11 protein-coding genes and 1 pseudogene are annotated in these 12,698 nt (G+C 45.4%); 6 read left to right on the top strand and 6 right to left on the bottom strand.

Going from position 1 to position 12,698, the window contains the following annotated elements:
- Positions 1-10: 10 nt before the first annotated feature.
- Positions 11-1,202: pseudogene (locus QUA16_RS24830) on the top strand (RNA-guided endonuclease InsQ/TnpB family protein).
- Between the two features lie 35 nt (positions 1,203-1,237).
- On the opposite strand, the gene QUA16_RS24835 reads toward QUA16_RS24830, so the two are convergent.
- Positions 1,238-1,573, bottom strand: coding sequence for a hypothetical protein (locus tag QUA16_RS24835; protein ID WP_333106569.1), 336 nt, complete (start codon positions 1,571-1,573; stop codon positions 1,238-1,240).
- 584 nt (positions 1,574-2,157) lie between these two features.
- On the opposite strand from QUA16_RS24835, the gene QUA16_RS24840 reads away from it, so the two are divergent.
- Positions 2,158-2,673 (top strand): HNH endonuclease, encoded by a 516-nt coding sequence (locus tag QUA16_RS24840; RefSeq protein ID WP_333106571.1) that lies wholly within the window; start codon positions 2,158-2,160, stop codon positions 2,671-2,673.
- 231 nt (positions 2,674-2,904) lie between these two features.
- A complete protein-coding gene (locus QUA16_RS24845; RefSeq protein WP_333106582.1) occupies positions 2,905-3,303 on the top strand; it encodes an alr0857 family protein in 399 nt (132 codons plus the stop codon).
- A gap of 166 nt (positions 3,304-3,469) precedes the next feature.
- On the opposite strand, the gene QUA16_RS24850 is transcribed toward QUA16_RS24845, so the two are convergent.
- On the bottom strand, positions 3,470-5,629 hold the full coding sequence (locus QUA16_RS24850) for a ShlB/FhaC/HecB family hemolysin secretion/activation protein (protein ID WP_333106572.1): 2,160 nt from the start codon (positions 5,627-5,629) through the stop codon (positions 3,470-3,472).
- A gap of 17 nt (positions 5,630-5,646) precedes the next feature.
- On the opposite strand from QUA16_RS24850, the gene QUA16_RS24855 reads away from it, so the two are divergent.
- Positions 5,647-5,829: a hypothetical protein gene (locus QUA16_RS24855; protein WP_333181403.1), complete on the top strand. Its 183-nt coding sequence runs from the start codon at positions 5,647-5,649 to the stop codon at positions 5,827-5,829.
- 238 nt (positions 5,830-6,067) lie between these two features.
- Here the strand turns inward: QUA16_RS24855 and QUA16_RS24860 are convergent, their stop codons facing one another.
- Complete coding sequence (locus tag QUA16_RS24860; RefSeq protein ID WP_333106574.1) at positions 6,068-6,934, bottom strand: DUF928 domain-containing protein; 867 nt, start codon at positions 6,932-6,934, stop codon at positions 6,068-6,070.
- A gap of 422 nt (positions 6,935-7,356) precedes the next feature.
- Here QUA16_RS24860 and QUA16_RS24865 point away from each other — a divergent pair, with 422 nt between their 5' ends.
- Both QUA16_RS24865 and QUA16_RS24870 read left to right on the top strand, forming a co-directional pair.
- Positions 7,357-9,048, top strand: coding sequence for a transglutaminase domain-containing protein (locus tag QUA16_RS24865; RefSeq protein ID WP_333106583.1), 1,692 nt, complete (start codon positions 7,357-7,359; stop codon positions 9,046-9,048).
- Positions 9,049-9,156: 108 nt separating this feature from the next.
- Complete coding sequence (locus tag QUA16_RS24870) at positions 9,157-9,297, top strand: hypothetical protein (protein WP_190736053.1); 141 nt, start codon at positions 9,157-9,159, stop codon at positions 9,295-9,297.
- Positions 9,298-9,469: 172 nt separating this feature from the next.
- On the opposite strand, the gene QUA16_RS24875 is transcribed toward QUA16_RS24870, so the two are convergent.
- The 3 genes from QUA16_RS24875 to QUA16_RS24885 form a co-directional block, all read right to left on the bottom strand.
- Positions 9,470-10,000 carry a hypothetical protein gene (locus QUA16_RS24875; RefSeq protein WP_333106576.1) on the bottom strand — a complete coding sequence of 177 codons (531 nt, stop codon included), beginning with the start codon at positions 9,998-10,000 and terminating at the stop codon, positions 9,470-9,472.
- 10 nt (positions 10,001-10,010) lie between these two features.
- Complete coding sequence (locus QUA16_RS24880) at positions 10,011-11,408, bottom strand: AAA family ATPase (RefSeq protein WP_333106577.1); 1,398 nt, start codon at positions 11,406-11,408, stop codon at positions 10,011-10,013.
- Positions 11,409-11,574: 166 nt separating this feature from the next.
- Positions 11,575-12,561 (bottom strand): aldo/keto reductase, encoded by a 987-nt coding sequence (locus QUA16_RS24885; protein WP_333106578.1) that lies wholly within the window; start codon positions 12,559-12,561, stop codon positions 11,575-11,577.
- Between the last annotated feature and the right edge of the window lie 137 nt (positions 12,562-12,698).

Consider the following 12,698-nt stretch of genomic DNA (forward strand, 5'->3'; position numbering starts at 1 on the left):
AGGTAGAGCCATGCTCGTTTTTGAGTTTAAATCTTACGGAAAATCAAGTCAGTTCAAAGCAGTAGACGAAGCAATTCGTACCGCTCAATTTGTCCGCAATAGCTGTTTGCGCTATTGGATGGACAATCCCAAAAAGAACAAATACGACTTGAATAAATATTGTGCTGTACTGGCAGCTACGTTTCCGTTTGCTGACGAACTCAACTCAATGGCAAGACAATCAAGTGCTGAACGTGCTTGGGCAGCTATCTCCCGATTTTACGAAAACTGCAAGAAGAAGATTCTTGGTAAAAAAGGGTATCCAAAGTTCCAGCGAGACTGTCGCTCGGTAGAGTACAAGTCAACCGGATGGAAGGTTGCAGATGACAGAAAGTCGATAACTTTCACGGATAAAAAAGGAATTGGCAAACTCAAACTCAAAGGCACACGCGACCTGCATTTTTACCAAATCAACCAAATAAAACGGGTTCGATTGGTAAAACGTGCGGATGGTGTGTACGTCCAGTTCTGTATTGATGTTGACCGAAAGGAAAATACAGCGCCGACAGGTAATACTATTGGATTGGATGTCGGGCTAAAAGAATATTACACCGATTCAAACGGAATCAAGGTTGAAAATCCTAGGTTTCTGAGGAAAGGTGAACGTGTTCTCAAACGCAGTCAACGTCGGGTATCTAGAAAAGTCAAAGGTTCAAAGAATAGAGGCAAAGCTCGACAGATTCTTGGTAAGCGCCATCTCAAAATAAGCAGGCAACGTAAAGACCATGCCCTAAAGTTGGCAAGGTGCGTCACTCAGTCCAACGACTTGATAGCCGTGCGTTGATTTGAGAATCAAAAATATGGTGCAGAATCACTGTCTCGCCAAGTCTATTAACGACGCATCTTGGTATCAATTCCGTGTCTGGCTTGAATATTTTGGAAAAGTATTCGAGCGGGTAACGGTTGCGGTAAATCCGCAATATACCAGTCAAGAATGCTCTAGTTGTGGTGAAATCGTCAAAAAAACTCTATCTACTAGAACCCACGCTTGTAAATGTGGGTGCTTGTTAGATAGAGACGAGAACGCAGCTAGAATAATCCTAAGTCGGGGATTGAGTACGGTAGGGCATACCGGAACTCTTGCACTAGATGCAAATAACGCTTCGGGAGAATTGTCCTCTACTTTCGTTGGAGAAATCCAATTAGAGCAAGTCAGCTCGTAGATAGAAGAATCCTCATGCCTTCAGGCCCAGGAGTGTCAACCAGCCATACTCCCTATACTCAGCGGCACCATTTCGCCGTGCATCGTCAGCCCTAATAACATCGGGCCGCCCGCTCGGATCAACTCTCCTGTAAGCGCGCAGCGTTCCTCCTGCTGTGCTGTGGCATTAATGCTAGCTCGAATATCCGATCGAGAAAACATCTGCCGATACTCTCCAGACTTCTGCTGCACGTAATTCCAGAGCAAATCTCGAATCAAAGCTTGATAGCCTTGATTGCCTGCGAGCTCTTTGAGTCTCTCTTTGAGTTCTCTTTCGAGTCGAATGCTGGTCACTTCCATTTCGGTGGTTGAGGTTCTAGGTAGGGTATGCATAATTTTTTCTCCGTGACGGGTGGACATATGTGTAATATCAGTGTAGTATGTTTACAGCTAGATTGAAAGCCTCTTAACCACCTTCTGCCTGCTGTGAAATTTCTCCCCACCTACTCCACCTATCAACTGAAGTGCGATCGCCCCACGGGTCGCTCCGAGTCGTCACGGCACGTCTTTAGCACGGGTTTTGCGACTGTCGCAGCGACCTCGTGGGCGGGCCGGGGCCTAAATAAACACGGTTATAGTGGATTAGGACAAATTGCAGAAATTAATTACAACGAGGTAGACCGGCACGGTCTGCAAGTGGCACAGCCATATCGAGAGACGCGAAGCGGGAGGTACAGCTAAACGACTGTACCAAGACAGGATGAAAATTTGCATGAAAGCAGTTTTTCTAGCCCCCGCTTCTAAGTAAGAGAAGCGGGGGCATTTGATTTGATATTTGAGAAATTCGATCCGCTTGGGGAACTGGGAAAAAACCAGATGTAGCCAATGTAGGCGTTGCACCGAAAATCCCAAATCCCAAATCTAAAATCTAAAATCTAAAATCTAAAATCTAAAATCCAAATGAGGAGGAGCAAGCCGTGACCGTAGTAACTGATGTATTGAGGCAATCTGTGGTGGTATTTTCTCAGAATTACCTACCGATGAGCCGTGTCAACATCAAACGGGCGATCGTACTGTTGGTAACAGGCAAGGCTGAACCTCTTGATTTTAGCATTGGCAACGGCTGGCTGGTGCGATCGCCCAGCACCAGCATCCACGTACCCGAACAAATCCGCTTGACTTTTGGTAACAGGGAACGGGTTTGGAAAGTGCCCCCAGTTAATCGCCGGGAAGTTCTGCGCCGCGACGCTCATTCTTGCCAATACTGCGGTAGCAATCGGCATTTGACGTTGGATCACGTCATGCCCCGATCGAAGGGCGGCCCCCATACTTGGGACAACGTGGTGACTGCTTGCGAACGGTGCAACTCTCGTAAGGGCGATCGAACTCCCATAGAAGCTGGAATGTCTCTGCGAACTAAGCCGAAGGCCCCCATACACCCCACTGTTGCTTTTGCCGAACTGTTTTGGCACGAATATCAAATAGGGGAATAGGGCATGGGGCATGGGGCATGGGGCATGGGGCATGGGGGATTGGTAATTGGTAATTGGTAATAGCTAATAGTTAATAGCTAATTCAGCCCTGTAATTGAAAAGGATTTTAGGTCGGAATAGCAAACTTTTCATTCCTTCCTATCCAATGCCCAATTCCCAATGCCCGATGCCCAATTCCCAATTCCCGATTTTCAATTTTTAACTTTCAATTCCAAATTTAGGGCTGTCAATATGCTGAAGTTGACTTACACTGAAACGGGCTTTAACCTCGAGCGTTTGGCTCAATCTCCCGAACAGTTAGTGGCGCTGCGAGTTGTGCTGGCTATGCGAGTTGGTCAAAGCATCAGCGTCGAACCGAGCACTGCGGCATTTTTGCTGCCCGCGAATTTGCCGGCGCTTTCTCTGTTGGAATCTGAGGCCCGCCGAAACGACAACGATGCGATCGACCTTTGTGTGGCTGATGCTGACTTTGTAGAAGTGACTCTGCGCGGTACGTGGATTTCTGACGCGTCTGAGGGGGCTGACGGCGTGTTTGCGACTGTTTTGGGCGATCGGGCGGAGCTCTTGCTGCTCAAACTCTGGCTCGAAACTCAGGCTGCTGCGGAGGTTGTCGGGGAAGTCGGCGATTAATATCGGATGTGGAAAAAAGAGGAAAGTTCGGCAAGGGATGAGTGTAACGGATGTAACGGATGTCCGTCGGAAGAAGGAAGAAGTCCGAGGGAAGAAGGAAATATTTTCTCCATCTCCCCCTCTCCCCCACTCCCGATTCTCCCACTCTCCCTCTTCCCCTCTCTCCTTATGGCGTATAAATTATGTTGAAGTAAATTCCCTTATCTTGCAGATTGTCGCCTTTATCGCTAATTCTCACCAAAGGAAAAGCGTAATCTACTCGCAGGTTCACCCGCTGTATCGGTTCCCAGATTACCCCCAAACCTAAACCTGCTAAAAATGTCTGATTGGTTAATTTATTAGGATTGTTCGCAACGTTCCATACCGTACCCGCATCCACAAATGGAGCTAATTGTAGTTTGGGATTTCCCGAAGCATCGCGCTGCAAAGTAATCCGATCTTCGATGGAAACTCTGAAGCCGTTATCCCCAGAACGGACATTTTGGCGGTAGCCGCGCAAAGATTGCCCGCCGCCAATTACAAATTGCTGTGAAGGCAATAAACTATTAGCTGACAACTGTAAGTCTGCCTGCAAAATTAATAAATGTTTGTCATTCAATCGCTGTACTCGCTGCAATTGACCCAACCAGCTAAAAAATTGTCCGTCGGGATCGGAACCTTCGTATTGAGTAGCATCAAACAAGCTAGTGCCGATCGTAAATTGCGAGCGCACGGCCCAAGCACCCTGCGGGTCGCGCCGAATGTAGTCCTGTCCCAGCTTAATTGCGCTCGTAGTGGTGACACCCTTGGACTCCTCGCGGATGCCAAAAGAAGTCGGTTCGCCAGCGACAAAAGTTCTGCCTGTCTGATAAGTAAAACCGGCAGACAAGGCAAATTCTTCGATCGGCGTTCTCCGCAGCGGCTGGCGGTAACTAACTTCAAATAAATGCGATTTTCCCGAAATATCAAAACTATCAAAAGGTTCTTGTACAATACTGTTGCGGTTCGGTGCCGCCCTCAATTGCAAAGTGCCGTTCATCGCATTTAGCGGCACGCGATAGCTGAAATCAAACACGTCTGAATCGCCGATCGATCGATAATAAGCCGCTGCCAGTTCGTCGCCATTTCCTGTTATATTGCGGTGCCGCAAACTAACTCCCAATCTTTCGGAACCGACACTGGGAGGCGAGTAATTGTCAATGCTGAAACTAGGTTGAAACGGATTAGCTTCCAAGACTCGGACGATCAAAATGCTCTCTGCTTCATTATCCCCCGCCCGCAGACTGGCTTCTACATTGTCAAATAAAGGATCGACTCGCAGCAGCCGGAGTTGGTCTTCCAAGGAAGCTGTGCTTAAAGGCATTCCGGCACCGAGTCGAATCCGGCTACGGATGTAACTTGGATTCAATCTTTTAGTTCCTTCTACCTCAATTCGGGCTAGCTTGCCTTCGATAACTTGAATTTGGACTACCCCTGCGGTGATAGTTTGGGGCGGCAAGACTGCTCTCGAAGTGATGTAGCCACGATTGAGGTAAATTTCGGTAATTTTGTCGGCGATTTGTTTGAGCTGTTCTAGGGTGGTAGAACGGCCTTCTAAGGGGTTGACTAAGGCATTAATTTCGTCTTGGCTTAAAATTGTGCTGCCAACTACTTGAATTTTCTGCACCTCAATTGGTGTATTCGGCAGCGTTGGGGGAACTGGCGACCGGGACGGCGGCGCTACTGTGGGTGGTACTTGGGGAGGTTCTGGGGAAGGCTGGGGGGCAGGTTGCAGAAATCGATCGCGATTTGGATCTGGCTGAGTCGGCGGCGACGGTAACAGCGAATCTGGTACTCGATCGCGGTTGAAGTCGGGCGGGAGGTTTCGCGGTGGCGTCTGCGGGTTCTGGGCTAAAAAATTACAATCTAGCGGGTTCTGACATTGGGGATCTTTGTCAACCCGATTTTTTGCTACGGGCAAGATGCCCGTACCACAATCAATCAAACTGCTTGCGGAACAGGCATCTTGGCTGTTCTCGGCGGGATTCGATGGTGTTTCTGGTTCAGGGTGGGTCTCGATCGCATCGGGAAGCTGATTGAAGTTTGTTGCTGTTTCATCCTGCTTGATTTCCAGTTTTTGCAGTGCTAATACTTGATTGCCCGTATCTGCTGAGTTGTCAGCAGCGACTGGCAACTGAGAAATATCCTTTGTTTGGGATATAGCTTTATTGGCATAAAAGCAAGCCATCGGCAGCGCAGTTAGAAGTGAAATCCCCAACCGAAATAGTGCAATATTTGCATTCGGGCGCATAATTAATAATTTCTCTAAAATAAGTTTGTCTGCGGCTTGACTATGCCAGTTTATCATTTAGTATTAGGCGAAATTTGACCATCAAAATTTCCACCGCCCGCCTTTCAAGATGCCAGAAGTCCGAACTGCCGATCGGTACAAAAATTTTAATTTATTTAGGACGATCGACCAAACAACCCGGAACAGGCAAAAATCATCTGTGGCGCTGCCAAATACCGCGATCGAAACCGAGTTTTTCGTACTTGCTGCACCCCTGATACTATTTGAGATTTGAGATTTGAGATTTGACAATGACTCGCCCAAAAACGGATACCGTGCCCCGAACGCTCATCAGTGTATATCCTAAAATTTTAGACTCCTGTTCCTGCTCCCAGATTCAATGCAGCAAGTAAATCTAAAATCTAAAATCTAAAATCTAAAATCGACTGACTTATGGCTATCCGGGTTTGGGGCACGGGCCTACCGCTGCATTCTTTGCGTGAAGCTGGTGTTGAATTATTTTCTGGTGATAGGTGTTAACTCACTTGCGACTAAGGGCTCTTGGGCTATTTTGCCGAGTTCGACTGAGTTGAGCACTGCTGACCACTGGCTCGCTAAACTGGCATCGCTGGGAGACTCGATACGCAATTGAGCTAGAGTTGCCAGGTACTCGTACCAGAGACTTTGTTGGGCGAAGATGCTGAGCTTGGTGAGAGCGCACGATCGATCCAACTCTGTTTTCACGGTTGGGGGGAGTGCGGTGCGGTTGATCCACCCGGAAACGAGAACATCATCTGTTGTATTTTTTGGGTTGCATTTGATAGTAAAGTACCATTGATAGTTTTTCCCAACTTCCAGGGCTGGCGAGTTGTCGTCGGAGCCGAGGCTGACGCTAACTACACCTGCACGGCTAGTTACCATGCGAAAACTTTTTTTGTATAGTGTTTTGTCCCTTTCGTCTGCTAACTCAAACTGAACTGTTTTGTCGAGGGCTACGGGAAGGTAGTAGAAAAATGTTGGCTTTGCTGATATGGTTTGCCCCATAGTTGATTGGGGAATCAAGGCAGTTAAGGCAGTTGTGGCCGTGGGGCATTCTAAGCCGCGGGTTCCTCCCCCTTCCCGCCTTCCGGGTACTCCGTCCTCCGGCGGTTGAAAGCTATTCCACGCGGCTCCCAATTGCTGGCTGTTCGGTCTGCTTCCGCTCGATTCAGGGGGTTGAGCTGTTTGCCAGTTGAGGGGTAGCTGCGGTGGTGAGGCGCGCTGGACAATGTTTGCGGGGCTTTTGAGAGCCTCTGCTGGTATTAAAAAACTACCGGCGGCAACTGCCTCTAAAGACAGAATTAAGGAAAGAGCACCGATATTTAGAGCAGACTTCAAAGCCATGACGAACCTGCCTTCTGATGAACCTAGGAACTTTATCGCACGGTTTTATTCTATCCAAGGTTTTGACGGATATAGTAATCTGTTGTACTTAATTTATATCTTCAGGCAGATACGATTATTTGTGTCGATCTGCTCAACATAGAATTCTCTGTGGCGTTTGTCAGTGGTAGCTTAGTAGTTATACTTACTTCCATTCACGGCAGCAGGTTGGGTTGAGGTTGTTAAAGCCAACTTTGACAAAGACTAATATTCGGGGTCTTTTAACTCTAGCAAGAGGCTACAACGGGTCTTTTCGTAAAAACACCTGGTTGATGCGTCAGTCCTGGATATCAGGAAACTCGGCAATTTTGCTGGTGAACCTCAAGCGATCGGCTACAAGTTACAAATCAGGTTTTCTGTACAATACCGGCAAGAAATTTAGCATGAATCTCGATTCACCTGTTCTCTCGGACAAACAGCCTTCGGGGCTGCGGATGGTCAGACCCATCGGAGTCTTGGCACTGCACGGCATTGCTTTTTTAGGAAATAGGTTGTTCGCTGTCGATCGCGCCGAAGGGCTGCTATTGGAGATCGATCGAGAAACTGACAACACTACTGTTTTGAATCCTTATCAAACGCCTAAGTTTGCCGGCGCAACTGGGCTAGCTATTTCGGAAGATACTCTCTGGTTTGCGCGGGATGAGGATATTTGTTGCTGTCGGGGCGCAATTCGGGACGGGGCGATCGCTGAACTCAAACCAGAACATTTTGTTTCGCTTTCTTATCCTGCTGACGGCATTGCTGTTTGGAAATCTACGCTTTATGTGACTTGCCAGAGATTAGCCGCGATTCTGGTTTTTGACCTGAAAACTGGTCGGGAAATTACTCGGTTTTACGCTCCCGGTATTGGGGTAGAAAATATCACTGTCCGGGATGAGGAAATTTGGGTTTGCGATAAGACTGAGCAAACTGTTTACTGTTTGGAACGGGGAACTGGGGAGATTAAATTTAGTGTTTTGACTCCCTTTGAGTCGCCTTCGGGTTTGGCTTTCCACAAGGATTCCGAAACTGGGGAGGATGTTCTGTACGTGGCTTATGCCGGGGATGAACTTTACATCCGGGATGACCCGAATTCGGAAGATCCTTTTCAGTTGACGAAGCGCGATCGCACTTTTATTCAGCCTTTGTCTTTTCACTACAATGAAGCTGACCGCTACGCTTTGTCAAACGGTTTTTTGATGGAAATGTCTTATGTGGAGGAACTGTCTCCTCTCGATGAGGTAGAAATCGAAAATTTGGAGTGGCGGATTGCTTTGCCTTCGCAAACTCACCGGCAAAAGGTCAGGAAAATTACGCCGATTGGAATGCCTTTTACTGAGGAAATTCAGGAAGGAGAACGGGTGGCGGTGTTTAAGTTCGATCGGCTGCAGCCTGGGGAACGCCGAATTTTTGGCTGGAAGGCTTTGTTAGAAGTTCGATCGATTAAGTATCAGTTGTCGCCTAGGGATGTCGAAAAGAGTCCGAAGCTGTCGCCGGAGTTTGCAGCTAAGTATTTGGTTGATAATGACAATTTGGCGATGGATACGGAGATTGTGCGATCGGCTGCTGTGGCTGCCATTGGCTCGGAAACTAACATTCTGAGGAAGTTACTGAGCATTCGCAATTTTGTTTACGACCAACTTTCTTACGGAATTAGACCTCACATTGACACTCCGGATATTGTGCTGCGCCGTGGTATCGGTTCCTGCGGCGAATACGTGGGACTGTTGTTAGCTTTGGCTAGGTTAAACGGGATTGCTTGCCGCACGATCGGCCGCTACAAGTGTCCGGCTTTTGGTGACAGAAAAGGTGTGTCGCTGGAGCCAGATTTCAATCACGTTTGGCTGGAATTTTACATTCCGGGTTTTGGCTGGGTGCCGATGGAATCTAATCCTGATGATATTCAAGACAGAGGCCCTTATCCGTTGCGATTTTTTATGGGTTTGGCTTGGTATCACGTAGAAATTGGCAAGGGAATCCGGTTTCAAAGTCTCACGAGCGGCGGTCTTCCTTTAAACAAGGAGGAGGTTTCCGTGGGAAGTCTGGCAATTAATCATGTTAGGTTTACAATTTTGTCAGAGTTGCCAGCAGTTTGAAGGGACTGTTAACAGTTAACAGTTAGCCGTCAAAATTCAACTGTTAATTGTTAACATTTTTCATCTAAAATCGAAAGTAGAAAATGTAAAATCAGAGGAAGAGGGGTTGTGGAATTTTCGATTGCTAATTTTCTCGTTTTAGTGGCCTTTGTACTGCTGGTGACGGTGACTGGCGGTGTCGCTTATTTGACTTCTGTTGAGTGGCGCGATCGCAGGCGGTTAGATAAGGCTAAACGGAAAAAAAAGTAGCTTTTTGCTGTTGACAAATTGCATTTTTTATGATAAGAAACAAGGCGACCAAACCAGGTAGCCTTGTTTTTTGATTTGACGTATTTTCACCGCAGAGGTGCAACGAAAGAGAAAACATAGGTGTAGCGCTTCAAAAAAATCTTATTGAATAGCCTTAATTGACAGATATTTTCTACTTTTTATTTTTCCGCTTCCCTCCACCTGTTTTAGGTGCGATTCCACGCAACAAATCACCTAAAGCATCATTACTTCTGTTATTAAGATCAAAATTATTTTTCCCAAACACCTTTAATAAATTTCTCTGATATTCGTTATGTTCGTAGGGTGAAGAACCTGTGTTCGCAGAAATAAATGCTTTCGCCGTATAACTTTTTTGCAGATGTACCTTGAAAGTATTGTATGTATTAATTACTTGCTCTGTGGCATGACCTAAATCACCGATATTATCTTTTAATTCTACAAAACAGATAACGCGCTTGCTGTCTTTAGCGTAAAACACCATCAGGTCGCACATTTTTTGACCTTTTTCTATTCCCCATAAAAATTGACGCAGCTTACAACCAGGATTTGATTGGTCATCTATGTTAAAAAAAAGTATTGTTTCGCCCGCTAGGGGTTCTACTTTTACTGAAGCTTTACTTTCCTTAAAATAGGTTTGACCTGGAAGTAAACAGGAGGATAAAAGCAAATTTTCAAAAGGCATTAACTGTCTCTCAATCTTGAATTTTCAGTAAATTAGCATAAATGCGAGAAACATCATCAGACACTTGACCAAAAGTTTCCCAATTTATTGTACCTTCTTCACTGATAATGTTTTTGGCTGTTCCATCCTCAAACAAATAGACTGAAACTTTTTCTTGAGAAATAAAAGCATCTGTTCGCTCTAAATAAAACATTTCTTTAATGCTATCTGGATCTTCATGCTTAGCTGCTTGCATGAGATTAGCAAGATGGTCAACAATGTAGGGACTGTGGGTTGTAATTAAGACGTGCAATCCAGCATTGACTAACATTGCCAAAAATTCAGCTATCTCTACTTGAGCCGCTGGATGTAAATTCATTTCTGGCTCATCAATTATCAGTAACTCATTTGGTTCAACTAAATAGCGCAAACAGAGAACTAATGGAGCTAATTCTTTTACCATTGAAGAAACAATAGGCATCTCCAACTTGGTACTTTCTTTAGGTTGAAAAAGTAGTTCTTTTCGCAATTCGGATGATGTTTCAAAACCGACCTTTCCTTGTAAAATCTCTTTTTCTAAAAAATCAGCTAACTTCACATATTCCTCTACCAAAGGATTCTTTTTTATTTCCTCTTCTCTGTCTTTTTTTCTAGAACTCCATATAATCATCTCCAACAAACGCTTTACTGGTTCAACCAAAGGCGTTTTTCTTCGTTCAAATTCTGATTTATCTGTTTCTTTTAAAAGTTCTTCGCTTCTAACTTCTCGAAGTTGAAAAGAGCTAAATGGAAAAGTTAGAAAAGTAGTCCTTTCCGTAGGGAATATATGTATATAAGCATAAAATGATTGGTGGATCATCTGAAAAATTTCCTGAATTACGAATTGCTTAATCGCTTTTTTAGGCAGCTTAGTCAATATTTGTCCATTTGAATAAAAATATAATATTCCTTCGTCGGATTCTTTCATGGCATTAAGTAAACCTAAAGAAATTTCACTTTCTACAGAAGCTGATTTTATCCTTTTCAACAACTCTGCTTTTGTTTCTGCTAAATTTAAATCTACTTGCAAGTTATCAAAATCTGCTCGTTCTGTAGCCATAAAAGAGGGCATCCAGTTTCGAGCCAAACGAGCCACATCATTAATATAAATTTCCGCACAGTCATTAGCAAATTTAATCATATCAATTTGTGCATTACCTTCATCAAAAAGTTGCTGAAGTGCGCTATCTATGATTGGATATGTCTGTTTGGTTTTACCGTCAAGATAAGCTTTTAAGTAATTTCCGTATCCCTGCTGTCCGAGGATCGCTGATAAAGTGTATGCAGCCCATGTTTTCCCCTCACCATTACGACCAATAAAAACAGTCAAAGGCTTTAAATCAATTTCTGCTTTTTCAACAACACCTAAGTTTCTAATTTCTAATTTCATTAAAAAATGTCCTGTTGATAAACTATCAGATAGAGAGGAACCTGAAACCGTTAGTTGTATAGATTTTTCATTCCTCAACCCATTATACCTGGATTGGTAATTCCAGTTCAATATTAATAGAAAGTAGAGCGGCGACGCGATCGCGCCGCATTTCCCAACATCAGCTCTAAGTCCACTGTCGGAAAAATGTATTTTCTTGCCAAGCGGCGGCGGTGCGTTTTTCAAGTGCTGCCATTTCTGTTGTGTTCAGCGGTTTGAATGCTTGGGCGACTTTGAAGTTTTCTTCTAATTGCTTTACTGAGTCGGCGGCGATGACGCAGCAGTGCACGCCGGGAAGTGAAAGCGTGTAGCCCATTGCTTGGTGCATTCCATCTAAAACACCGTTCTCAAATAATTTGCCGTAAGCTGGTATTTTCATGGCTATGACGCCAATATTTTTGGCTTTGGCAACTGGTAAAGCGCTGGTAACAAAGGAGCGCGGGTGATGTTTTTCGGCGGCGTTGAGGGAGATTAATGTTGTGTCGAAAGGATAGCGATCCAAGCCTGCGGCAATGATGGCTGGTTCGTGGTGTCCGGTGATGCCGGAAAAACGAATTATTTTTTGCTGTTTGGCTTCTTCTATCGCCTTTATTGCTCCTTTGGCACTGAAAATTTGGTCTAATTCTGTTTGGAATGAGACGTGGTGGAGTTGCCACAAGTCTAGTCGATCGGTTTTCAATCTTTTGAGCGATTGTTCTAAGTCTCTCCACGCGCCATCTCTGTCTCTGGCGGAGGTTTTTGTGGCTAGGAATATGCGCGATCGATATTTGGGCAAAACTTTGCCTAAGTTTTCTTCGCTGGGCCCGTACTCGGCCGCCGTGTCAAAATAGCGAATGCCTAGTTCGATCGCGCGTTCAATTTGTACCGCCGCTTCTGCTTCTCTGCCCTTCTGCGACAGCGGTGTTTGTCCGCCTCCCCCCAAACCGAAAATCGGCACTTTCACGCCGGTGTTGCCTAACAGTCGTTCTGGCATTTTTACTGTGGCGGCCGCCTGGTTATTGGGTGCGGCTGCGATTTCCCGATCCTGCGGTTCGATCGCCTTAGCACCTGCAATGCCGCTGGCAACAGCTATACTGCTCAATATAAAATTGCGGCGAGTCTTTTTGCGGGTCATTGTTTCCGTCTCCTCAGAATGTTTGAGTAGAATTTAACCTGAAAGTTAAATGAAGTCATCAGTCATTAGTCATTAGTCATTAGTCATTAGTCATTAGTCATTAGTCATTAGTCATTAGTCATTAGTCATTAGTCATT

The organism is Microcoleus sp. S13_C3, from assembly GCF_036700905.1.
GTDB lineage: Bacteria > Cyanobacteriota > Cyanobacteriia > Cyanobacteriales > Microcoleaceae > Microcoleus.

Excerpts from the sequence above, each read along its gene's own strand:
- QUA16_RS24835 (WP_333106569.1), bottom strand. The coding sequence starts at position 1,573 with ATGCATACCCTACCTAGAACCTCAACCACCGAAATGGAAGTGACCAGC.
- QUA16_RS24845 (WP_333106582.1), top strand. The coding sequence starts at position 2,905 with ATGCTGAAGTTGACTTACACTGAAACGGGCTTTAACCTCGAGCGTTTG.
- QUA16_RS24850 (WP_333106572.1), bottom strand. The coding sequence starts at position 5,629 with ATGATAAACTGGCATAGTCAAGCCGCAGACAAACTTATTTTAGAGAAA.
- QUA16_RS24860 (WP_333106574.1), bottom strand. The coding sequence starts at position 6,934 with ATGGCTTTGAAGTCTGCTCTAAATATCGGTGCTCTTTCCTTAATTCTG.
- QUA16_RS24865 (WP_333106583.1), top strand. The coding sequence starts at position 7,357 with ATGAATCTCGATTCACCTGTTCTCTCGGACAAACAGCCTTCGGGGCTG.
- QUA16_RS24875 (WP_333106576.1), bottom strand. The coding sequence starts at position 10,000 with ATGCCTTTTGAAAATTTGCTTTTATCCTCCTGTTTACTTCCAGGTCAA.
- QUA16_RS24880 (WP_333106577.1), bottom strand. The coding sequence starts at position 11,408 with ATGAAATTAGAAATTAGAAACTTAGGTGTTGTTGAAAAAGCAGAAATT.
- QUA16_RS24885 (WP_333106578.1), bottom strand. The coding sequence starts at position 12,561 with ATGACCCGCAAAAAGACTCGCCGCAATTTTATATTGAGCAGTATAGCT.